This is a genomic window from Eikenella longinqua (assembly GCF_001648355.1).
In the GTDB taxonomy this organism is placed as follows: Bacteria; Pseudomonadota; Gammaproteobacteria; order Burkholderiales; family Neisseriaceae; genus Eikenella; species Eikenella longinqua.
Map to the genome: position 1 here is coordinate 76,884 of NZ_LXSL01000011.1, position 22,107 is coordinate 98,990.

Annotated in this window: 26 protein-coding genes; 4 read left to right on the plus strand and 22 right to left on the minus strand. The window is 59.8% G+C overall.

What is annotated here, in order from left to right:
* Positions 1-87: 87 nt before the first annotated feature.
* The 15 genes from A7P95_RS00980 to A7P95_RS01050 all read right to left on the minus strand — a co-directional run bounded on the left by A7P95_RS00980 (position 88) and on the right by A7P95_RS01050 (position 13,710).
* Positions 88-891: an outer membrane beta-barrel protein gene (locus tag A7P95_RS00980; protein WP_067589805.1), complete on the minus strand. Its 804-nt coding sequence runs from the start codon at positions 889-891 to the stop codon at positions 88-90.
* 314 nt (positions 892-1,205) lie between these two features.
* Positions 1,206-2,225, minus strand: coding sequence for a UDP-glucose 4-epimerase GalE (galE, locus tag A7P95_RS00985; RefSeq protein ID WP_067589808.1), 1,020 nt, complete (start codon positions 2,223-2,225; stop codon positions 1,206-1,208).
* A gap of 130 nt (positions 2,226-2,355) precedes the next feature.
* Positions 2,356-3,591: a sugar transferase gene (locus tag A7P95_RS00990; RefSeq protein WP_082890664.1), complete on the minus strand. Its 1,236-nt coding sequence runs from the start codon at positions 3,589-3,591 to the stop codon at positions 2,356-2,358.
* A 54-nt stretch (positions 3,592-3,645) separates the two neighbouring features.
* Positions 3,646-4,524: a glycosyltransferase family 2 protein gene (locus tag A7P95_RS00995; RefSeq protein ID WP_082890665.1), complete on the minus strand. Its 879-nt coding sequence runs from the start codon at positions 4,522-4,524 to the stop codon at positions 3,646-3,648.
* A complete protein-coding gene (locus tag A7P95_RS01000) occupies positions 4,521-5,393 on the minus strand; it encodes a beta-1,6-N-acetylglucosaminyltransferase (protein WP_067589811.1) in 873 nt (290 codons plus the stop codon). The genes A7P95_RS00995 and A7P95_RS01000 overlap by 4 nt, the downstream gene beginning before the upstream one ends.
* Positions 5,390-6,493: a glycosyltransferase family 52 gene (locus tag A7P95_RS01005; protein ID WP_067589814.1), complete on the minus strand. Its 1,104-nt coding sequence runs from the start codon at positions 6,491-6,493 to the stop codon at positions 5,390-5,392. The genes A7P95_RS01000 and A7P95_RS01005 overlap by 4 nt, the downstream gene beginning before the upstream one ends.
* A complete protein-coding gene (locus A7P95_RS01010) occupies positions 6,486-7,682 on the minus strand; it encodes an oligosaccharide flippase family protein (protein WP_067589817.1) in 1,197 nt (398 codons plus the stop codon). The genes A7P95_RS01005 and A7P95_RS01010 overlap by 8 nt, the downstream gene beginning before the upstream one ends.
* 84 nt (positions 7,683-7,766) lie before the next feature.
* Positions 7,767-8,819, minus strand: coding sequence for a pseudaminic acid synthase (gene pseI / locus A7P95_RS01015; RefSeq protein WP_067589820.1), 1,053 nt, complete (start codon positions 8,817-8,819; stop codon positions 7,767-7,769).
* Positions 8,820-8,964: 145 nt separating this feature from the next.
* Positions 8,965-10,566, minus strand: coding sequence for a UDP-2,4-diacetamido-2,4,6-trideoxy-beta-L-altropyranose hydrolase (pseG, locus tag A7P95_RS01020; RefSeq protein WP_067589823.1), 1,602 nt, complete (start codon positions 10,564-10,566; stop codon positions 8,965-8,967).
* The gene (gene pseF, locus A7P95_RS01025) at positions 10,563-11,300 is read right to left on the minus strand and encodes a pseudaminic acid cytidylyltransferase (RefSeq protein ID WP_067589826.1); all 738 of its coding nucleotides are present in this window, start codon (positions 11,298-11,300) and stop codon (positions 10,563-10,565) included. Before pseF ends, pseG begins: the two co-directional genes overlap by 4 nt.
* A gap of 325 nt (positions 11,301-11,625) precedes the next feature.
* A complete protein-coding gene (locus tag A7P95_RS01035) occupies positions 11,626-12,015 on the minus strand; it encodes a VOC family protein (RefSeq protein ID WP_067589831.1) in 390 nt (129 codons plus the stop codon).
* A gap of 10 nt (positions 12,016-12,025) precedes the next feature.
* Positions 12,026-12,751 (minus strand): nitroreductase family protein, encoded by a 726-nt coding sequence (locus tag A7P95_RS01040; protein WP_067589832.1) that lies wholly within the window; start codon positions 12,749-12,751, stop codon positions 12,026-12,028.
* Between the two features lie 97 nt (positions 12,752-12,848).
* A complete protein-coding gene (locus A7P95_RS11415) occupies positions 12,849-13,010 on the minus strand; it encodes a hypothetical protein (protein ID WP_156503454.1) in 162 nt (53 codons plus the stop codon).
* Between the two features lie 101 nt (positions 13,011-13,111).
* Positions 13,112-13,309 carry a hypothetical protein gene (locus A7P95_RS01045; RefSeq protein WP_067589835.1) on the minus strand — a complete coding sequence of 66 codons (198 nt, stop codon included), beginning with the start codon at positions 13,307-13,309 and terminating at the stop codon, positions 13,112-13,114.
* Positions 13,297-13,710 (minus strand): YqaA family protein, encoded by a 414-nt coding sequence (locus A7P95_RS01050; RefSeq protein ID WP_067589840.1) that lies wholly within the window; start codon positions 13,708-13,710, stop codon positions 13,297-13,299. Before A7P95_RS01050 ends, A7P95_RS01045 begins: the two co-directional genes overlap by 13 nt.
* 77 nt (positions 13,711-13,787) lie before the next feature.
* Here A7P95_RS01050 and A7P95_RS01055 point away from each other — a divergent pair, with 77 nt between their 5' ends.
* Complete coding sequence (locus tag A7P95_RS01055) at positions 13,788-14,018, plus strand: DUF1653 domain-containing protein (protein ID WP_067589842.1); 231 nt, start codon at positions 13,788-13,790, stop codon at positions 14,016-14,018.
* A gap of 200 nt (positions 14,019-14,218) precedes the next feature.
* Positions 14,219-15,031 (plus strand): formate/nitrite transporter family protein, encoded by an 813-nt coding sequence (locus A7P95_RS01065; protein WP_067589847.1) that lies wholly within the window; start codon positions 14,219-14,221, stop codon positions 15,029-15,031.
* 233 nt (positions 15,032-15,264) lie between these two features.
* Here A7P95_RS01065 and A7P95_RS01070 read toward each other — a convergent pair whose 3' ends face one another.
* The 7 genes from A7P95_RS01070 to pseB all read right to left on the minus strand — a co-directional run bounded on the left by A7P95_RS01070 (position 15,265) and on the right by pseB (position 20,598).
* On the minus strand, positions 15,265-15,540 hold the full coding sequence (locus A7P95_RS01070) for a hypothetical protein (protein WP_067589850.1): 276 nt from the start codon (positions 15,538-15,540) through the stop codon (positions 15,265-15,267).
* Between the two features lie 50 nt (positions 15,541-15,590).
* Positions 15,591-16,748, minus strand: a complete 1,158-nt coding sequence (pseC, locus tag A7P95_RS01075; protein WP_067589853.1) for a UDP-4-amino-4,6-dideoxy-N-acetyl-beta-L-altrosamine transaminase — start codon at positions 16,746-16,748, stop codon at positions 15,591-15,593.
* Between the two features lie 141 nt (positions 16,749-16,889).
* Entirely contained in the window at positions 16,890-17,384 is a 495-nt protein-coding gene (locus A7P95_RS01080; RefSeq protein ID WP_225747833.1) for a hypothetical protein, read from the minus strand.
* Between the two features lie 42 nt (positions 17,385-17,426).
* Entirely contained in the window at positions 17,427-18,323 is an 897-nt protein-coding gene (locus A7P95_RS01085) for a DUF5984 family protein (protein WP_067589859.1), read from the minus strand.
* An 84-nt stretch (positions 18,324-18,407) separates the two neighbouring features.
* Entirely contained in the window at positions 18,408-18,941 is a 534-nt protein-coding gene (locus A7P95_RS01090) for an Sbal_3080 family lipoprotein (protein WP_179945886.1), read from the minus strand.
* A 143-nt stretch (positions 18,942-19,084) separates the two neighbouring features.
* Positions 19,085-19,465, minus strand: a complete 381-nt coding sequence (locus A7P95_RS01095; protein WP_067589865.1) for a hypothetical protein — start codon at positions 19,463-19,465, stop codon at positions 19,085-19,087.
* A 134-nt stretch (positions 19,466-19,599) separates the two neighbouring features.
* Positions 19,600-20,598, minus strand: coding sequence for a UDP-N-acetylglucosamine 4,6-dehydratase (inverting) (pseB, locus tag A7P95_RS01100; protein WP_067589868.1), 999 nt, complete (start codon positions 20,596-20,598; stop codon positions 19,600-19,602).
* A gap of 335 nt (positions 20,599-20,933) precedes the next feature.
* Here pseB and A7P95_RS01105 point away from each other — a divergent pair, with 335 nt between their 5' ends.
* Together A7P95_RS01105 and rplM are read left to right on the plus strand one after the other, a co-directional pair.
* The gene (locus A7P95_RS01105; RefSeq protein WP_067589871.1) at positions 20,934-21,461 is read left to right on the plus strand and encodes an alpha/beta hydrolase; all 528 of its coding nucleotides are present in this window, start codon (positions 20,934-20,936) and stop codon (positions 21,459-21,461) included.
* A 213-nt stretch (positions 21,462-21,674) separates the two neighbouring features.
* Entirely contained in the window at positions 21,675-22,103 is a 429-nt protein-coding gene (rplM, locus tag A7P95_RS01110) for a 50S ribosomal protein L13 (protein ID WP_067589874.1), read from the plus strand.
* Positions 22,104-22,107 lie beyond the last annotated feature (4 nt).

The window sequence follows — 22,107 nt, forward strand, 5'->3', positions numbered from 1 at the left end:
TAGCCTGAAAGGCGGGGCGGCCGGCTGTTTGGGAAAAGAAAACCCCTTGCCGCTTGGCGGAAAGGGGTATAGCTTGGGCCGGGCGGTTTAGAAACGCAGCCCGCCGCGGATGCCGAAGGAATGTTGGCGGGTTTTTTCCACTTCCACGGTTTCGCCTTCGTGGGTGAAGCTGGTGGCTTTATCCCGTGTGTAGCGGTAGTAGGGGCCGAAGGTGAGGCTGAGGCTGTCGTTCAGCTGCTTGTTTACGTCCACACCCAGGCCGAGGCTGTAGCTGTTTTGCTTGTATTTGCCGTCGCTTTCATACTCGATTTGGGTGTATTTGTCTTCCACGCGGCGGTGTACGCTGACTTTGGCTTCGCCCCACGGCGTGATGCTCCAGCCGCTGCCCAGCTGTTGCTCGTATTCGGCATGCGCTTTCAGATAGAGGTTGTTGGCGCGGGTGTCTACGGCATCGCCGTCAGGATCAACCTGGTGGCTGTGCAAATCGGTTTTGCCGTGGCTGTAGCCCACACCGCCACCCACGCGCAAACCGCCGTTTTTAAAGCCGGAAGGGGAATACAGGTAGCCGGCATACACATCTACATTATGGGTGTTGGCGCCATTGATGATTTTCTCGCCTTCCACCTTCACATCGCTGTCGCGGTATTCGTAGCCCAGTTCGGTGCGGATGGCGTGCTGGTCGGCCAAGGGCAGGTCGGCGCGGCCTTGCAGGGTTACGCCGTCGCCGCTGGTTTTGAGCGGGTCGGTCTTGGCGTGGCTGTGCACATAACCCAGCGATACGGTGTAGCGGCCGTCGTTAATCGGATGAATCGGCGTGCCTTCTTCGGCGGGCGCGGCCTGCACGGCGGCCGACAGAGCCAAAACGGATAAGGAAATCAAAGTTTTCTGCATATTTCTCTCCAAGGTTTGCAGGGAACGGCACGGCTGGATTGATTCCGCCGTGATTCACCTCTGCTTGCGTTGCCATGATAGCGAAGGGCTGGCAGGCATTCAAATTTTTTAGACAAATCGTCTTTTTCAGGTAGCCTGCAAGATTCGGTAAAAGCTGTGGAAACAAATCTAATCTACTGAATTTGTTTGATAAAAATAAAACTTATTATTTACCTACAGCGATGTTGGTTTTAGCCCACCTTTCAGGCTACCTGAAAATTTAGGCTACCTGAAAATGCCGGCAATATTTTTCCGGCCGCCCGGCCGTTGCCCGCTCAATCTGCAAAGCCGTTCGGATTATCCTGCTGCCAGCGCCAGGAATCGCGCATCATCTCGGCAATGCCGAATTCCGCCTGCCAGCCGATTTCGGCGGCGGCTTTGCCCGGGTCGGCATAGCATTCGGCGATGTCGCCGCTGCGGCGCGGTTTGAGCGCATAGGGCACGCGTTGGCCGCTGGCGGCTTCAAACGCGCGGACGATTTCGAGCACGGAATAGCCCTGCCCCGTGCCTAGGTTGTAGGTGTGCACGCCGGGCTGCCGGGCTTTGGCCTGCATGGTTTTGAGGTGGCCGTGCGCCAAATCGACCACGTGGATGTAGTCGCGCACACCGGTGCCGTCGCGGGTGGGGTAGTCGCTGCCGAACACGGAGAGCTCGGCCAGCCTGCCTGCGGCCACTTGGCAGATGTAGGGCAGGAGGTTGTTGGGGATGCCGTTGGGCTGCTCGCCAATGCGTCCGCTGGGATGGGCGCCGATGGGGTTGAAATAGCGCAATAAAATCACGCTCAAATCGGGGCGGGCGGCCTGCGTGTCTTGCAGGATGCGCTCAACCATGTGCTTGGACGTGCCGTAGGGGTTGGTGGTGGCGCCGGTGGGCATGTTTTCGGTAATCGGCATGCGCTCGGGGCTGCCATACACGGTGGCGGAGGAGCTGAACACGATGCTTTTCACGCCGGCAGCCAGCATTTCTTCCAGCAGGATGAGGCTACCTGAAACGTTGTTATCGTAGTATTTCACCGGCTCACGCACGCTCTCGCCCACGGCTTTGAGGCCGGCGAAGTGCATCACGGTGTCGATGCGGTGCGCGGCAAAAATCTGCTGCAAAAGGGCGCGGTCGCGAATGTCGCCACGGTAGAACACGGGCTCGCTGCCGCCCAGCTCGGCAATGCGCGGCAGCACCTGCGGCGAGGCGTTGCACAAATTGTCTAAAATCACGGTGCGGTATCCGGCTTGCAGCAGCTCGACTGCGGTGTGCGAGCCGATGAAACCGGCGCCGCCGGTGATGAGGATGGTGGGCATGGGTTTCCTTTCTATTGTCTTTCGGTTTGGCCGAAACTGATTGCGCTCGTTTTAGCTTCGCAGAAACTTGCTTCGCTCGTTTTCAAGTTTTCAGGTAGCCTTTGGCAATGAGCAAGAGGCTACCTGAAAATCATCTCGCGCCAAAGCCGGTGATAATCGTCTTCAGCGTTTTAAACAGAATCAGCACGTCCAGCGCAAAGGAGAAGTGCTTGATGTAGTAGAAATCGTGCTCGATTTTCACTTGGGTTTCGTCGGTGTTGCCGGCATAGCCCTGCATCACCTGCGCCCAGCCGGAGAGGCCGGGGCGCACGATATGGCGGTAGTTGTAGAACGGGATGCTCGCTTCAAACTGCTGCACAAACACTTTCTGCTCGGGGCGCGGCCCGATGAGCGCCATATCGCCCTTGATGATGTTCCAAAACTGCGGCAGCTCGTCTAGCCTGGTTTTGCGGATGAAGCGGCCGGTGCGGGTCACGCGCGCATCGCCCTGCTGCGCCAGCTGCGCGCCGTGTTTTTCCGAATCGCACACCATGCTGCGGAACTTGTAAATCTTAAACTCGCGCCCGCCCCGCCCCACGCGGTTTTGCACAAACAACACCGGCCCCGGGCTTTCCAGGCGCACGGCCAACGCCGTGGCCAGCATCAGCGGCAGCGTGAGCGGCAGGCTGGCCAACACCAGCAAGCTTTCCAGCACCTGCTTGATGGCCATATAGGCCGGGCTGGGCAGAAGCGAACCCAGGTCGTTTTCATACATATGCCGGATTTTCACGCGGCCGGTGAGCGATTCTTCCACTTGGCGGATGTTGTAAACCGCAATGCCGCGCAGGGTGCAGTCAGCCAGGAAGCGCTGCCACTCCGCTCCCAAATCGGGCGCGTGCAGATTGGTTACCACCGTGTTCACGCGCTCGTTTGCAGGCAGCCTCGGCTCGGCGAGCTCGTGCCAGCGGATGTTCGATAGCTGCGGCAAATCGCACATGCCTGCCACGTCGATGTAATACAGATGGCGGATGTGCCGCTTCTCCAGCCAGGTTTCGGCAAACAGATACAGCACGGTGAGCGCGAAACCCGCCGCCAGGTAATACACCGAATACGGCAGGCGCAGCATGGCGGCAAACACCAGCGGCAGCCCCAGCCCGATGGCCGACACGGGGATCACCGACAGCTTGGAACGCTCGCCGGGAAAGCGCGTGAGGTTGCGGCTCAAGGCATAGGAAAGCAGTAGGCCGGCCAGGAGCAGGCTATAGCTGGAAAGATTCGTGGCCGTGGGGTGCGACAGCTCGCGCGGCGGCCAAAACCACCACGCCGGCGCAATCAAAATTACCAAGGCGGCCGCGACAAAGCGCAGGGTCATTTTTATCGTTTTCATTATGTTTTTTATTTCTCGTTTGTCAGTTTGCTGAATCCCACAGGCTACCTGAAATTACTTCCTCAACCACACCCGATACACCCACTGCCGCACCCCGTTGGGCAGCAGCCGCACCGGCAGCCGCAGCAGCACGTTTTTCGCCCACTGCCCAGCGCTCAGAAAGCCCGCGCGGTAGAAACGCCGCTGCATGGCCAGCTCGTTTTTCGCATAAGCCCAGCCGCCGCGCCGCCGATACATCTCATCGCCCGCGCGCGCATACACCAGCACTTCGGGCAGGTTGGCGAAACAGCAGCCTTGCAGCAGCATGCGCACCCACAAATCATAATCCTCATACAGCGGCGCATGCTGATAATTGCCCGCCGCCAGCACCGCCGATTTGCGGTAGCACACCGTCATGTGGTTGATGGGATTGCGGCTTTTGGCAAAACGCGCAATCTCTTCGTGTGCGCAGGGCACGCGGCGGCTGTGCGCGGCATCATCCGGCGTGTGCGCAAATTCGTCAATCTGGCTGCCGCACACGTCCAGCTGCGGATGCGCCGCCACAAAAGCCAGCTGCCGCGCAAAACGCTCGGGGTGGCAAACATCATCCGTATCCATGCGGCAGACCCATTCGTGCGAGCAGGCCTGTAAGCCGGCATTCAGCGCCCGCCCCAGCCCCACATTTTGCGGCAGCCGCACAACCTTCAGCGGCAGGCTACCTGAAAACTCTGTAACTACTGCTTCCAAATTTTCAGGTAGCCCGCCGTCGTACACCAGCACGATTTCATCCGGCATCCGCGTTTGCGCGGCCAAACTGGCCAAGCATTGGCGCAGATATTCCGGCTGCTCGCGCGCATACAGCGACATCAGCACGGAAAACGGCGGCGTTTCCCCAGCTGCCAGGCTACCTGAAAGCGGGTTTGGCCCAAACTGATTTTGCTCACGCGCCGTCATGCCGCCCCCTCTTCCGTTTCGGCTAAAAAACGCAGCGCGGTGTCGTCGGCCACCTTACGCGCCAGCCAATTTTGGCCATTTTGCAGGGCGTGCAGCTCGGGCAAGGCCAAAATGTCCGGATGGTTGCTGCCCGGGGCGAAGCGGATATAGCGGCGGTTGTGCGGAAACAGGGTGAGGCCGGCGTTGGGGCGAAGCTCGCTGCGCTCGTTTTGGCGAAACTCGCTGCGCTCGTTTTCAGGTAGCCTTTTCACCAAGTATTGGAAGAAATGCTCGTCCGGGCAGAGCTTCTTGCGGAAGAAAGCGCAGGTCGGCTCGTCTGCCGCATGCAGCAGCGTTTGTAAGGCGGCGCGGTCGGCGGAAAACCATTGGCTGCCGGCATAGGCGGTTTGCGCGGCGGGCAGGATTTTATCGGCTACCTGAAAAACTTTGGTAAGCAATTTGCCGGGCAGGCTGCGCTGCCAGGCGGTGTCGGCATGCGGCGTGTTGAAGCGCACGCGGTAGCGCAGGCGCGGTGCGGGGCGGCATTCCAAGAGCAGGCTGCCGAGCGGCAGTTCGGCAAATTCGCGCTCGATTTGCGCAGGCGGTTTCAACAACACGCAGTTGCCGCTGGCCAGGTGCACAAAGCGGATGCCTTCCTCGGCCAGCGCGGCACGCATCAGGTGCAGCGTGGCCTGCACCATGCTGAAGCCCGCCCAGCGGATATCCACGCGCTGCGGGATAAGCTGCGCATTCGGTGGCAGGGGTGGCAGGGCACCGATGTCTGCCTTGGCATCGTAGTGCAGCAGCAGGCGGATTTCGGGGTGGCGCTCGGCCAGCCGCAGCCAATACAGCGGCGGGCGGTGACACAGGATTAGGAAGGCGCTACTCATTCGGTGTGGTCTTCTAAATCAATAATCGGGATGCCCAGCTGCGCCATCACTTCGTAAATCCGCACGGCGGCAGGCGTTTGAAACGCAGGCTGCGCGGGGCGCACGGCATACACGGCGGTGCGCGGAAAGGCGTGCACATTCAGCGCGGCGGTGCTGATGAGGTGGTACACCTCGAAGCGGGTGTTGGGCTCGGCGCGCAGGCATTCCAGCAAATAATCTTCAAAAATCAGCGGGCTGGCAATATATCGCGCGCCGGATACGCGGTAGGTTTCGCGCGGGTGCGGAAAATATTCGCCGATGTCGAAACGGCGCAGCAGGCTTTCGGCCAGCGCGGCGTTATCTGCCGCATTAGGCAGCAATGGCTGGCCGAGCAGGATGCGGCGGGTGCGGGCGGCTGGCTCCCCGCATTTTTCAGGTAGCCTCCCGTTTGCGCCAAGCTCGTTTGCTACGCCGTTTTCGCCATGCAGCAACTCACTTCGTTCATTTCGGCGAAACTCGCTGTGCTCGTTTTGGCGAAACTCGCTGCGCTCGTTTTCAGGTAGCCCTTGCCCGGCTGCCGCCCACAAATCCAGCGGCACGGTGGGCGCGGCAATATTGGGCTGGCCGGGGTAGAGCGTGTGGTGCCGTTGCGAGAGGCGGCGCAAGTCTTCGGTTTGCAGGCGGATGCCGCGCAGGCGGTTCATCAGGTGGCGCTGGCAGTTGCCGCTGTTGCGGTAGAGCACGCTGCCGGGAATCAGATTGCCCGTGCCGTCGTCGAAGGTTTCCAGCGCGGCGAAGCGGATTTTGTTCAGCACGTATTGCACGTTCGGGTTGTCGATGCTGGCGGCAAAGGCGGTGGCGTATTGCCCATCCAGCCCGCGCAACAGGCGCGGCAGGCCGAGCTCGCGCCGCAATTTGCTTTGCGGAATCAGGGCATATTCGGCATGGCGGCTGCCCGCAGAGGCTACCTGAAAATAATGCCGGAACTTGGCGTTGTCTGCATCTTCGTAGCACAGCATCAGCAAATCGAAAGGCTGCGGCGCACGCTGCTCCATCAGCCGCCGCGCCATCAGCGCCTGCAAAGGCGTGAGGCAGATAATCAGGTTTGCCAACTCAGCCATACGGTTTCACCTGCCGGAATAATATCGGGAAAATCAACACATTGCCGGCAATCATCGCCAGCGGCACCCACGCTATGCCCACCCGCGCCGTGAGCAGCAACACCAGCAGATAGCCGCCCGCCGAGAGCAGCGACGTGAAGGCAATACGCCGGTTTTGCGCGTGGTAAAACAAATAATTCACCTGCAAATAATACGGCACCATCAAACCGAAACCAAGCAAAAACAGGCAGATATAATGGTGCACGCCCGCATACTGCGCGCCGAGCAGCCACAAAAACCACCGCTCCGGCAGCAGCCACGCCACCAGCGCCGGCAGCGGCGCCGCCGCCAGCGAAAGCAGCGACCAGCGGCGCACCGTGGCCGCCGTGATTTTGCCGCTGCGCAAAGCCTGGTAATAATACGGCACCGTGGCTTTATTCAGCGCCAGCAACAGCACGCCCAGCACGCTGGCGGTTTGGTAGCCCGCCGAATACACGCCCAGCGTAGCCGCCGAATAGCCCTGGTAAATCACCACGCGGTCGAACTGCCCCTTCACATAGTTGCCCGCATGGTGCACCACCAGCGGCAGCCCGAAAGCCAAAATATAGCCCAGCGCCTGACGCACCCGCCGCCGGCTGAAGCCCAGCCGCCCCGCGCCGCGCCGATACAGCCCATACGCCGCCAGCGACACCAGCGCATTGCCGGCAAACAGAGCCAAAAAGCGCCGCTCCACCGGATAATCCGCGCTCATTTCCAACAGCCACACCGTGAGCACGGTGGTGAATAAGCTGCTGCCGAACTGGATGGCGGTGTAGGAGAGCGCCTGCTTGCGGCATTGGCGCAGGCTCAGCTGCGTGGCCAAAGCCGTTTGCGCCGCCGCCGCGCACACCACCGCCGCCAAGGGCAGCGAACGCAGCTGCCACGCCGCCAACAGGCCGAACAGCGCCGCCGCCGCCGTATACAGCGCGCCGGCATACACCACGCTGTGCAGGTTGCGCTGACCATACACATAGTAATAACGCGTTACCGCGCCGTCTTGGCTCATGCCGAAGCCGATCAGCAGCAGCGAAAACGCCGCCTGATAATACGACAGCTCGCCAAAGCCCGCCGTGCCCAGCTTGCGCGTGAGGTAGGGCAGCAGCAGAAAGGGCATGGCCTTGGCCAGCATTTCGCCGATAAGGTAGATCAGGCTGTCTTTTAAAATCTTCATGTTGGCATTTTTCAGGTAGCCTCTGCGAACCGCTTGAGGCTACCTGAAAACGAACGCAGTGAGTTTCTGCATAGCTAAAATTTCCTACTCTTCCACGCAATCCCAGCCAGTAGCCGTATTGGCCGCCACATCGCGGCGCAGGCGTTTGCCGATGAGCGCGTCGTAATGCTTCGGCGCCAGCCCGTAGCCGGGGCGCACGCTGCGGATACAGTCGGCGCCGATGATGTCGCCCGCTTTCAGGTCTTTCACAAAATACAGCGAACGGCGGAACTGGATATTGCCCTGCTCGCTCGATTTCAAGCCGTAATCGGCCTGCCCCAGCGCCTGCCAGGCAGTGCGGCTGTCGCGGCACAGCGCGGCCAAATCTTGCGGTTCTAAAGAAAAACTGTCATCCGGGCCGCCGCCGTTTCTATCCAGCGTGAAATGTTTTTCAATCACGCAGGCGCCGAGCGCCACGGCGGCGATGGCGGTGGTGTTGTCGAACGTGTGGTCGGACAAACCCGCCGGCACGCCGAAGCGCCGCGCCATATCGGGCAGCGTACGCAGGTTGTAGTCTGCCGCCGGGGCGGGATAGCCGCTCACGCAGTGCAGCAGCACCAATTCTTTGCAGCCACCCTCGCGCGCGGCGGCCACGGCTTCGGCGATTTCTTCGGCATCGGCCATGCCGGTGGACACAATCATCGGTTTGCCGGTTTGCGCCACATAGCGGATCAGCGGCAAATCCACTGCTTCAAACGAAGCGATTTTGTAGGCCGGGGCGTTCAGGCTTTCCAGCAAATCCACGGCGGTGAAATCGAAGGGCGAGCTGAAAATGGTAATACCCTGCTCGCGGGCAAAATCAAACAGGAGCTGGTGCCATTCCCAAGGCATATGCGCCTTTTGATACAGCTCGTGCAGGGTTTGGCCGTCCCACAGGCCGCCTTTGATTTGGAAATCGGGCGCGTTGCTGCGCAGCGTGATGGTGTCGGCGGTGTAGGTTTGGATTTTGACGGCATCCGCGCCGGCAGCTTTGGCTTCTTCAATGATTTTGAAGGCGGTTTGCAGGCTGCCGTTATGGTTGGCCGACATTTCGGCAATGATGTAGGGCGGGTGGGCGCCGCCGATGGGGCGGCCGTTGATGTGGAAATCGGGTTTCATATTATTGGGTGGCAATGAAATTTTTAGCTACGCAGAAATGTGCTGCGCTCATTTTAATCACGTTGAAGCTAGCGTTTTAGCTTCGCAGAAACTCACTACGTTCGTTTTCAGGTAGCCTCAGCAGGCAGCGCCAATGGGGTGACGTTCAATACAAAAACTCTTCGGCAGGCAGCACAAACAGCTGCGCCCGCCCCACTCCTTCATCCGCTTCTCGGAAACGAAGACGACGGTGCAAGGCGAGGCTGGCGGCGTTGTGCGGCAGCACTTGGCCATACACTTCGCACAGACTCAGGCGGGAGAAGGCGTATTGTAACGCCAGCCGCCCCAGCCTGCTGCCGTGTCCTTGGCCGCGCGGGCAATCGGGCGCGAGATAGAAGCCCCACTCGGCGATGCCGTTGCCCAGATGCTTGAAGCAGGCATAGCCCTGTGCCGCGCCGCCGGCTTCATACAGCAGCATGGCGAAATCGGGGTTGGCCAGCTGGCGGGCAAACCAAGCCTGATGGCCATCCCAGGCGATTTCCGCGCTATCGAACATAAAGCGGCGGATGTCGGGATGGTTGCGCCATTCAAACAGGCGGCGGCAGTCTTCGGGGCAGGCGGCGCGCAGCACGGCCGGCGTGAAATCGGCCAAATGATTGGCCGCACGGATGGCGCCGCGCCCGTCGCACAGCACGGCGGCACGTTTGCCCTGCTCCGCCCACACGGCGGGCAGCTCGGCCAGCAGGCGGCTCAGGCCGGCGGGCAAATCATCCAGCCCCGCCACCCGCGCCGCGCCAGCCTGCTGCAAGGCTTCGGCCACGCCGCGCTGGTTTGCCGCCAACACCAGCATGATGGTGGGCAAGCCCAAACAGCAGCGTTCCCACGAAGTGCTGCCCGCCGCGCCGATGGCCAAATCGGCTTCGGCCATCAGCTCGGCCATATTATCCGCCCCCACCAGCACGCGGCAGGGATACGGCGCGGCGGCAGCAAAGGCCTGCACGGCCTCGGTGTGCGGCGCGGTACGCCCCATCACCACGGTAACGCGGCAACCTTGCGGCAGGCTACCTGAAAGCGCCCGGAGCACGGCGAGCGTGTGATTGTCTTTATCCACACCGCCGAGGTTCAGCAAAATATTTCGCAGGCCGCCTTTCCCGGCGCGGGCGGCGCGGCGCTCCAGGCTCTTTTCGCGCCATCGGGCAAACTCTTCGCGCAACAGGGCATAGCGGGTGCCGGTGAGCAGGCGGCAGGCGGCAGGCACGAGGCCGGTGTAGTCGGCGGGGCGGCGGCCGAGGCTTTGGTCAAGCAGCAAATCGGCGGCGTGGGGGCGGTCGGCCAAATCATCTATCGCCATCAGGCGGCTGCCAGCGGCGGCGCGGGCGATCTGTTCCCACTCGGCGGAGAGCGCGTAGTGGTCGCAGATAATCCAATCCGGCGCAAAGGCGCGGATGTGCGGCACGCAGTCGGCGGCATCCTGCGCCTGCGACACGGGCAGCCAATGCGCGTGGGCGGGCTGGGGGGAGTGCGTTGCTGCGTTCTGTTCGGGCGCATCACGATTTTCAGGTAGCCTTCCGGCCTGCGGCGGCACGGGCAGCAACACCAGGCCGAAGCCCGCGCGCTCAATCGTTTCGCCCAAATGGCCGGGCAGCGCGCGGCAGATAAAGCGCACTTCGTGGCCGCGCCGCGAGAGCTCGTGCGCCAGCGTGAGGCAGCGCATGATGTGGCCGCTGCCGATTTGCAGGGAAGCGTCTGCGCGGATGAGGAATTTCATTCCCCCCGCTCCCGCAACACGCGCCACATCACTTCTGCCCGCGCCCAATCTTCGGGCGTATCAATATCCTGCACACGGTAGCGCGGCAGCTTCACGGCGGCGGCGCGGCTGTTGAAAATCGGCTTTTCCGCCAGCCAAGCTTCGGCGCTGCCCCAATAAAACTGCCCCGCATCGTGCCAGGCGGGCTCCAAATCCTGCGAGCGCGCGGCAAAGTTTTCCGGCTGAAACATGGATACGCCGCCCTCCCCGTTCAGCCGCAGGGCCCGCTGGATGGGGAAAGGGAAATCGGTTACGGAAAAGGCATAGTCGCCGCCGCTTCGGCGCAGCGTTTCCAGCCCGCGTTGCAGGTCGGCGGGGCACACGAAGGGGGCGGTGGCATACAGGCAGCAGATTTCGGGCAGGGGCGGCCGGAGGCTACCTGAAACATGCGGCAGCCCGCTTTCCGGCAGCTCGTCGGCCAGAAGCATGGCCACGGCGTGGCGCATCACGGCACCGGTGGTGGCGAAATCATCGGCCAGCTCGGGCGGGCGCTCAAACGGGGTTTCCGCGCCGTATTGCCGCGCCACGGCGGCGATTTCCGCATCGTCGGTGGACACGGCCACGCGCGCAAAGCAGCCGCTCTCCAGCGCGGCTTCGATGGAATAGGCAATCATCGGTTTGCCGTTGAAGGGATTGATGTTTTTGCGCGGGATGCGTTTGCTGCCGCCGCGTGCGGGGATGATGCAGAGGGTCATGATGCGGGGTTTTCAGGTAGCCTTTGGCCGGGTTGGGCGGAGGCTGTGGAAGAAGGCGGGGATTATAGCCGATTTGGGCGAACAAACGCAGCGGCCGGCGGCGCATTCGGGCGCGGTTCGTCGTGGCTGCAACACGGGTTTCGGGCGGGCGGTGCAGCGTGGGCAGATGATTTTCAGGTAGCCTGGGCAAGCATGGCGAAGGCTACCTGAAAGCGTGAGCTTCAACGTAGTTAAAACAAGTGCAGCGAGTTTTACCAAAACAAACGCAAACGCAGCGAGTTTCTGCGAAGCTGAAAATATTTGAGCCAAAACGACAGCGCCGCTTTCACCCCGCCTCTTCATAGCAGCTAATTTCCAGCAGATTGCCGTCGGGGTCGCGCAGGTAAACAGATTGAATGGCACCAAGCGCGCCGGTGCGCGACACGATGCCGCCAAGGGTTTCGATGCCATGGGCGGCCAGCTCGGCCCGTACCTGCGGCAGCGGGGTATCGGTGAGGAGGCAGAGGTCGGCGCTGCCGCAAGCGGGGTTCACGGCATGCGGGGTAATTTCGGCACCGCACCGGTGCAGGTTGATCTTCTGGCGGCCAAACAGCAGCGCCTTACGCCCATCGCCGAAAGTGGTTTCTCGCATACCCAGCACACGGGTATAAAATGCGATGCTACGCGGAATATCGGCCACGGTTAAAACCAAATGGTCTAGTGCGGTGATGTTCATGGCTTGCCTCTCAGATATGCCGGTACACCTCGTCAAACGGCAGGCGGTAGCGTTCGCCCCAGATGCCGTGGCCTTCTTTGCGAATGCCGCAGGACACAACCATGTTGATTTCCGCGCCGCGCGGCAGGTTTAGGATGCGTTTGACGCGGCTGCTGTCGAGCCCTTCCATCGGGCAGGTGTCGTAGCCGGCTTCGGCCATGGCGAGCATGAAGGTTTGCGCCGCCAAGCCGCAGCTTTTGTGCACCACCACGCGCATATCGGCTTCGGACACGTCGCGCATCATCGGGCGGAACAGGCCGACGAGGTGAAACAGGGTTTTGCGCAACGCGCCGAGCAGGCCGAAGCAGCGGGCATACACAAAGGGCATGAGCTTGGTGCGGTAGCCTTCTTCTGCTTGGATGCGTTTGGCCTGTTTTTCGGGCGGGCTGTGGCGGCGGATGTTGCCGCGCTCGAAATCGAGCACGGTTTGGGCGCGGCTGCGGTGCAGGTCTTGGCAGGTAACGAACACCACCATTTGCGGTGCGGTGGCGGCGGCTTTTTGGCCGAGGCAGGCTTCGGCAAGCTGCTTCAACACGGCGGGGTCGGTAATGTGGTAGAACTCGTAGAGCTGCATATTGGAGCTGCTGGGGGCGAGTTGGGCGAGGCGCAGGCATTGGCGCACGGTGTCGGCATCGATGGGGGTGTCGGCATAGTGGCGCACGGAGCGGCGGCGTTCGAGGGTGCGTTGCAGGGTCATGGCTGTTCCTTTTTCAGGTAGCCTTTCGGGCGGCTGCGGATAAGGCTCGGGGCTGCCTGAAAAGCTGTGGGAGAAGGCTGATCAATATTGAAACTTTTCAATACACTATCCAATCGTAAGCATACTCCAAATAGGTCAGCATTGGCTGCCAATCTTGGCCGTAGCGCTGGCGGCGCAGGTGTTCGGGCAGGGTGGCGATGTCGTTTACGGCGCGGAGTATCCGCTCGGCAAACAGGGTGCGGTGGGCGGCGTCGGCCATCCAACTGTGCAGGGTATTTTCGCTGTGTTCGGGCTGCCCCAATTGTGGCGGGCAACGGCGTGGGCGTAGTGCAGCACGGCGTGGGGCGTGTCGGTGTGCAGTCAGTGCGCCAGCAGGGGCCGGATGCTGATGCTGCTGGCGGCAAACTCTTCGAGCAGTCGGTATGGCGGCAGCTTGGCGGTGTGGCTGGAATGTGTGGCCAATTGTGCGGTAAACAGGGCGGCGGCAAAGTTTTCCACGGCCTGCCATTCTTCGCGGCTGAAAAACGCTTGCGGGCAGCTGCCAATCACAACAACCACCCCGCCGCCTGCCAAATCAGGGCATAGCGGGCAAACTTGCCGACGGCCAACGCCGCCGCGCAAACCCATGCGTTCAGGCGCAGCCAGCCTGCGGCCAAGGGCAGCGCGTCGCCCAGCAGGGGCAGCCAGGCCAACAGCAGCAGCCATGCGCCGTGCCGTCGCAACAGGCGCACCGCGCGCGGCGAAAGTTTGCCCGCGCGTTCGGGCAGCCTGCGGCCGAGCCAATAAGAAGTGAGGCTGCCCAGCGTGTTGCCGCTGCCCGCCGCCAGCCATGCCGCCCACGCGGCTTCGGGGCGTTGCCACAAAAAAGCGGCAAACGCGGCGTCGGAAGTGCCGGGCAGCAGCGTGGCCGAAGTGAAGGCGGAAAGCCACAGCGCGGCGAGCAGGGAGAAATCAGACATGGCGGGAGATTGGGGCTACCTGAAACGGTTTTCGCTATATAATCCGCCGTCATTCTACACCACCGCAGGAAATCCCCATGACCAAGCCCCACCCCCTGCCGCGCGGCCTCTACCGCCACTACAAAGGCCGGCTCTACGAACTGCTGCACACGGCGCGGCACAGCGAAACGGAAGAGCCGCTGGCCGTGTATCGCGCGCTCTACGGCGACTACGGCGTGTGGGTGCGGCCGCTGGCGATGTTTGCGGAAGAAGTGGAAACGGAGCATGGGCGCGTGGCGCGCTTCGCGCTGGTGCAGGCCTTCGACTAGCACTCGGGCAAACCAGAAAAGGCTACCTGAAAACGGGCATTCCGGTTTTCAGGTAGCCTTTCCGCGCTTTGGCGGCTGCCGGCAAACGCCCCGCCTTTTGCTTATAACCGGCAGCCATTTCCATAAAAGCAATCGTTCTTTCATAGAAAGCCGCGCGCTTGATACAGTGCGCGGCTTTCCATTGCCCTTGAGGACAAACCATGAATGCGGTGAAACCGGAACATTTGCGCGACTTCTACCCCCATGAAATTTTGCAGGATTCTTTGCAGAAAGCGCAGGCCAAATCGGGCTCCAGCCTGAAAACGCTGGCAATTTTGAGCTTTTTGGGCGGCGGCTATGTGGGCTTCGGCTATTTGGCGTTTTTGAAAGTGGTAACCGGCATTCCGCCGGAATGGTCGGGGCTGGCCAACCTGCTGGGTGCGGCGGTGTTCCCCATCTGCCTGATTTGCATCCTGATTGGCGGCGGCGAGCTGGCCACAGGCAATATGATGCTGATGGGGCTGGGCTGGTTTGGCAAAAAAATCAAGGTGTCGCACCTGGCGCGCAACTGGATGGTGGTGAGCCTGGGCAATTTGGCGGGCGCGCTGTGTATGGCGTATTTCCTCGGGCACTATGTGGGCTTGGCCGAGGGGGTGGCGGCGGCGAAAACGGTGGCGATTGCCGAGGCCAAGGTGGGCATGGGCTTCGGGCGCTCGTTTGTGTCGGCCGTGGCCTGCAACTGGATGGTGTGCATGGGGATTTGGTTTTATTTCGGCGCGAAGCAGACTTCGGGGCGGATTTTGGCGATGTGGTTTCCGGTGATGACTTTTGTGCTGATTGGGCTGCAACACTTTGTGGCGAATATGTTTATTATTCCGGCGGGGATGTTTGCGGGGGCGGATGTGTCGTGGGGGCAGTTTGCCGCCAGCATGCTGCCCGTGTTTTTGGGCAACGTGGCCGGCGGCACGGCGTTTGTGGCGGCTTCGTATCTGCATGCGTATAAGCATCTGCTGAAAGACGATTATTCGATTTAGCCGGCGTGCGGCGGTGCGAAAAGGCTACCTGAAAGCGTAGCGCAGCGAAGTTTCTGCGAAGCTGAAATTTTCAGGTAGCCTTTTTTGCGCCTCCAAGCTGCCTCAAGCCGCTATCTGCCGCGCGGTGCGGCAAAGCGTTCCAGCAAACGCTGTTTTTCCCGGTTCACGGCTTCCGCGTCCAACTGCCGGCATTTTTCGGGCGAGAAATCGGGGTTGGGCTGGCGGAAGGCGTTTTAGTAGGCCTGATAAAACGTTTGCGGGAAGGCTTGGTCTTCGGGCGCGATGCGCCGCATATGCGCCGCCATGTGTTGCTGGATGGGGTTGCCCTCGGCAAAAAAGGGGTCGTTTTCCTGCGACAGGCCGCAGCGCACCAATACCTGATGCGCCTGCCCCAGCATGGCCGCCACCATCAGTGCGTAGCCGCGCTCCTGCTCTGGCGCAGGCACAGGCTCGGCACGGGCGGACAAGGCAGCGCAGGCCAGCAGTATGCATAATGTTTGTTTGCTCATGATTGTCCTTTCGGCAGAAGTGCGGGCGGGGCGGGCAAAGCAGGAAAAGGCTACCTGAAAGCCGCTTCCAGCGTTTGCACCACTTTGTCCTGCTCCGCTTCGGTCAGGCCGAAATACAGCGGGATGCTGATTGCGCCGGCGTAATAGGCTTCGGCGGCGGGGAAGTCGCCGGTTTGGAAGCCGAAATGTTGGCGGTAATACGGCTGGGTGTGCACGGGGATGTAGTGCACGTTGGCACCGATGCCGTGTTGCCGCAGAAAGTCGAACACTTGGCGGCGGGTTTTGCCGCTTTCAGGCAGCACTTGCACGGGATAAAGGTGCAGGGCGGAGCGGTTTTGCGGATTGCGCTGCGGCAGGATGAGCGGCAGGTGGGCGAGCAGGCGGTCGTAGCGCGCGGCGAGCTCTTGGCGGCGGGATACGAATTCGTCGATGTGGGTCATCTGGCTCACGCCGAGGGCGGCTTGCAGCTCGGTCATGCGGTAGTTGTAGCCGAGGTCGATTTGCTGGTAATACCACGCGCCATCGCTTTCGCCCACCATTTCTTCGGGATTGCGGGTGATGCCGTGGCTGCGCAGCAGGGCGAGTTTGGCGGCGAGTTCGGGGCGGTTGGTGAGGGCTGCGCCGCCTTCGGCGGTGGTGATGATTTTGACGGGGTGGAAGCTGAATACGGTGATGTCGCTGTATTCACAATTGCCGATTTTGCCGCCGCAATAGCTGCCGCCTATGGCGTGGGACGCGTCTTCGATGATTTTGAAGCCGTATTGTTGCGAGAGCGCGTGAATGGCCGCCATGTCGCAGGGTTCGCCCGCAAAATGGACGGGCACGACGATTTTGGGCAGGCTGCCTGAAATTTGGGCGGCTTTGAGCTTGGCTTCCAGCGCGGCGGGGGACAGATTCAGCGTGTGCGGGTCGATGTCCACAAAATCCACGTCTGCGCCGCAATAGCGGGCGCAGTTGGCGGAGGCGGTGAAGGTGATGGGCGTGGTCCAGAGCGTGTCGCCTTTGCCCAGCCCGAGGGCGAGGCAGGCAAGATGCAGGGCGGAGGTGGCGGAATTGACGGCCACGGCGTGCGCTGCGCCGCAGTAGGCTTTCAGGCTGCCTTCAAAGGCGGGCACCTGCGGCCCTTGGGTGAGAAAGTCGGATTGGAGCACGCGCACGACGGCGGCGATGTCGGCTTCGGAAATGGTTTGCTTGCCGTAGGGAATCATTTTTCGGGGTCTCCTTTGGTTGGGGGGATGGGGTTTCAGGCGGCNTTTGGGGGGGGGGAGGCTACCTGAAAAAATGTCGGGCAGGTCGGGTTTTCAGGCAGCCTTTCCCTAATTGCAGGCTACCTGAAAATGCTAACCAAACTAGGGCTTGTGCAAATGCGGATACCGCCCTTCGCGCGCGTCTTGGTACACCATCACCATGCCGGGCGCTTCCACCGCCATGCCCGTGCCGTGGTACAGGCACTTTTGCCGGGGGTCGGGGGCAAGCCCGCCGCCGAGATAGCCGATGTGCACGGGTTTGTGTTCGGCGGCGCGGCGTTGCAGCAGCGCGGCGGCGGCTTGGGTTTGCGCGGCGGTGGGATGGCCGGAAGCCAATTTGCCGATGCCGAGCTTGTCCCAAAAGCTGAGGTTGGGCGGAATGATGCGGACGCGGTATTGCGTGCAGCCGTCGGCGCGGAGCGTGCGCCCCACTTGGCGGACGGCGAATTGGTAGCGGCCTTGCCCGCCTGAAATATCAGTTATATAAGCTTCCGCCGCATCGCCGCCCGCGCGGGCGGGCAGGGAGAGCAGCAGCAACAGGAAAACGGAATGGCGCATGGTTCGGGCTACCTGAAAACGGGTTGGGGGTTTGGCCAAGCTGCCTTCTTATATTTTCAGGTAGCCTGTATGTTTTTGGGCTTAACAACCCGTTATGCGGATGATGTCTATCGGATAGGGGTTGTCGGCGAGCAGTTGGCGCAGGTGGATGCCGGCACGCAAATTGTCCTGCTCGAAATTTGGGTTGCCAGCGTTTTTATTTTGCAACGCCTGCTCCCATTCCCGTTCGCGCTCTCGATGTTCGGCCAGCAGGCCGGCCAGGTCATAGGTGGTTTCGCCCATCGGTGTGCCGTCTTTATCCGCTATGTCTTGAACAACGGGATAAAAATCGGGAAAGCCGGTTTGGATTTGGTGAATGCGCTCTGCCATGGCGTTCATCAGGCGATGGTGGAAATCGTGTGCTTCGCGCATAAAATCGTGGTGGCTGATAACGAACACGGCTTCGCCCGTGTGCTGAAAGTAGGATATGCCGTGTTCGTTTTTGTGCTTGCCGTTCCAATAAATATAGATTTCATCGGCATAACGCCACACGCGGAATTCGGGCATCAACATATGGCCGCTGCCGAAATTCCCGTAGCGAAACATACATTTTTCCAATAGTTCGATGTCTTCATCAAGTATCGGGTTATCCCAATGTTTTTTATCGGCCAAACGGTGGGCGGCGGGATTGAGCAGGCATTGGTGTTCTATTTCGCTCACATTGTGCCATGTGTATGGCAGGGCATCGTGCAGCAGGTCTTCATACAGGCGCACGATGTAGTAGTCGGGTTCACAAAAGGGCAGGCCGTTTTTACGGGCTTGCTGCTTGAGCTGAGCCTGTTCTGCTGCGGTGAAACTGTCGGGATGGTAGGACAACAGCCGCTTGCCGTTGATGCAGATGTTGTAGCTGCCGTCGGTCAGCCAAAACCAGCATGGGCTGGAATGGTTGAATTCCAGGGTTTGTTTGATGTTTTTGAGAGTGAAGTCGAATAGGGGCATGGGCTTTTGTTTTCAGGTAGCCTCTAAGCAGGCTACCTGAAAAATTATTCTTTACTTAAATATAGCTGCTTCCTACGCTCCTATTCACATTGGCTGCGCTTGCTCGATTTGCTGAGGTCTTGGTTGCATAGGAACGGGGGAAACTCGCGGCTGTGTGATATTGGATGCAGGCATATTTTGTCTCATTTCGCCACTTCTTCCTAACAGTTGATCTATCACAGGCTCCATCTTAGTTCGCGTAGAAGCAAACTTGGTGAGCGCAAACCCTCCCTTTCCTCGCAAATGATATTCCGCTTGCGCAATTTGTCTTCCATCTTTCCAAAGATATAGTTCGGCATGAGATAGATAAGTCGTTATGTCCCAAGAGCGCAATGCATTATAGGTCATAGAATAGACACAGCCTTGATTTGCTTTATTCTCCACAACCTGCGATTGGATATTGTGGTAGGCCAAGCGATTTTGCAGCACACTAACAAAATCCCGCACCTGCACACGCGGGTTATTTTCAATACAAACTTCCTTAATATCTTCGGCAGCACTAACTGGTTGAACTGTAACAAATGTGCAAGCCGAAAGGGCCGTTGCGCCTAACAATACGGCAAAGACTTTCTTCTTCATTGAATACATGTTTTCTCCTTTATTAAAGTCTCTATCATAAAATTCGGCTACCTGAAGATCCGTCCAACTGTTTTAGCTCCGTTGAACTTCGTTTTCAGATAGCTTTTTTTAGGTTACAAACTGCCTGAAACGGCAAAGCCAGCCTATTTTCTCAACCCTGCGCACCCAGCACCAACAAACCGTAGGCAAACCACAACCACAGTGCAAACGACACCAGCCGCCTGCCTGTGGCGGTGTGCCGTTTCAGGTAGCGCAAACAGCGCGGCAGCGATAATCAACAGCACGGCAACGGTATATTCGGGCGGCATATTCGGAAAAGCGAACACGCCGCGCCAAGCGAGTGTGCCGCCGAGCAGCCAAAGCAGCAGTGGAGAAAACAAGGCAGAAAGTGCTTCGGGCAATGCCGCCTTACCACTCCAAAGCAGCGGAACCGCGTGCGGCAGAACAAACAACTCCAGCAGCAGTAAGCTACACAAATGCGGCAGCAGGATGGTTTTCAGCCAAGCTTTCATGATGGTCGGCATGTTTTTTCACGGTAATACGGTTTCAGGCTACCTGAAAACTTATCCAAACATTTTAGCTTCGCAGAAACTCTGCCTTGCTTCGCAAGACATCGTTTTAACTGCGTTGAAGCTGCGCTTTCAGGTAGCCTTTCCCATCAAATCGCGCCGATTTTCCCCTGATTCTGCGCCACCCATTCCTGCAATGCCTCGCGCGACATCCATTCCGTATTGTTGTCGCTGGCATACACAAAACCTTCGGGCACTTTCACGCCGTTTTTGATGCGCTCGGGCGTTTCGTCCCAGCCGTTGATGGCGGGCAGGATTTTGAAGTGTTCGGGATATTCATAAGTGTGGAACGAATCTTCCGCGCCAATCATCTGCTCGTGCAGCTTTTCGCCGGGGCGGATGCCCACGGTTTCCTGACGGCACTCGGGAGCGACGGCGGCGGCCAGCTCGCAAATATTCATCGACGGGATTTTCTTCACATAGATTTCGCCGCCCACCATGTCCTCAAACGCGTGCCACACCAGCTCCACGCCCTGTTCCAGCGAAATCATGAAGCGCGTCATGCGCGGGTCGGTAATCGGCAGCACGCCGGTGTGCCGCTGCGACAAAAAGAAGGGGATGACCGAGCCGCGCGAGCCCATCACGTTGCCGTAGCGCACCACGGCGAAGCGGCTGCCGTGTTCGCCGGAATAGGCGTTGCCGGCCACAAAAAGCTTGTCGCTGGCGAGTTTGGTTGCGCCGTATAGATTGACGGGGCTGCTGGCTTTGTCGGTGGACAGGGCGACGACGCGCTTCACGCCTTTGTCGATGCAGGCGTCAATCAGGTTCATCGCGCCGTTGATGTTGGTTTTCACACACTCGAAGGGGTTGTATTCGGCGGTGGGGACGATTTTGGTGGCGGCGGCATGGACGACGTAATCCACACCGTCGAGCGCGCGGTAGAGCCGTTCTTTGTCGCGCACGTCGCCGATGAAGAAGCGCACGCGTTTATCGCCTTGGAATTTTTTCGCCATCTCCCACTGCTTCATTTCGTCGCGGGAGAAGATGATGATTTTTTTGGGATTGTATTTGGCCAGCGTCATCGGCACGAAGGTGTTGCCGAACGAGCCGGTGCCGCCGGTGATGAGGATAGTGGAGTGGGTGAGCATGGATAACCTAATAGAAAAGCTTGCAAAAACACCTGCCAAACCGCCGCAACGGCAGCACTTTGAAGCAGGCCGGGAAACAGCACGGAATTATAGCACTGCCCCCCCGCCTGTTCTATCCACACCGCCACCCAAAGGTTACCTGAAAAACAAGTGCAGCAGGCTTCTGCGAAGCCCAAAGCAGTATCCGCAAAATATACGGCCCCAGCCCCTTGCCCACGCAACAAAATACCGCCTTTAATAAGACAAATCCGGCAGAGCCTGCATCCAAACCCATCTAGCCGGCCCAACTTGCTTTACAATATCTCTTCCCGTTTCCCCTGCCCGCACCATCAGCCATGCCCTCCCCCGACCTCACCCTGCTCCTTATCCGCGACCGCGCCGAGCCGCCCATGTGGATCGACACCTGGGCACGCAGCTACCCCCTCGTGCAAACCGTTGCCTGCGCCGCCGATGAAAGCATTGCCAGTTGGCAAGCCCGCATCCAAGCCGCTTGGCAGCAGATTCCCGAGCAGGCCATGATCGTGGCGCACGGAGCGGGCACCGTGGCGGCGATGGCGTGGCAGTTTCAAAACAGCCTTTCCGGCCAGCAACGCATCCGCGGCATGATCCTCGTTTCGCCCCTGCAATCCGCCTACACCAACGATGCGCAGCACACCCTGCAACGCGCCCGCACCAACTGCAAAGCCGCCCTCGTGATCGGGCAAGGCGAAAACCCCCGCTGCCCTACCGCATGGGCAGCGGAAACAGCCGTCCTGTGGCAGGCACGTTTGCTGCGCGCCCCGCAACCCGGCCACCTCAACCAACACTTCGGCGGCTGGCAATGGGGCATGCAGCTGATGCAGGAAATGCTGCTTTCCGGCTGATGGCCCAACCGGTTTTAACTTCGTTGCAGTTTGGTTTTCAGGTAGCCTCCCTATCGGTTCCCTAGCAGCCATCAAGCTCTGCTTGTTCCAAAAAAGACACCATTTACGCCCCGCCCCGCTCCCGTTTCTATTTCAGCCCAGGATAAACATTGACAGCATCCGGCAGAGTCTTTAAAATTAAAGTTTTCTTATATTAATTTGGATTTTCCTGCTATGAAAACCTTCTCAGCCAAACCGCACGAGGTGAAGCGCGAATGGTATGTCATTGACGCCCAAGACAAAGTTCTCGGTCGCGTGGCTGCCGAAGTCGCCCGTCGCTTGCGTGGCAAACACAAGCCCGAATACACCCCGCACGTGGACACCGGCGATTACATCATCGTAATTAATGCCGACAAACTGCGTGTTACCGGTGATAAAAACGAAGGCAAAATCTACTACCGCCATTCCGGTTTCCCCGGCGGCATCTACCAGCGCACCTTCAAGGAAATGCAAGACAAATTCCCCGGCCGCGCTCTGGAACAAGCCGTTAAAGGCATGCTGCCCAAAGGCCCCCTGGGCTACGCCATGATCCGCAAGCTGAAAGTGTACGCCGGCAGCGAACACCAGCACGCCGCCCAACAACCCAAAGTATTGGAAATTTAAGGAC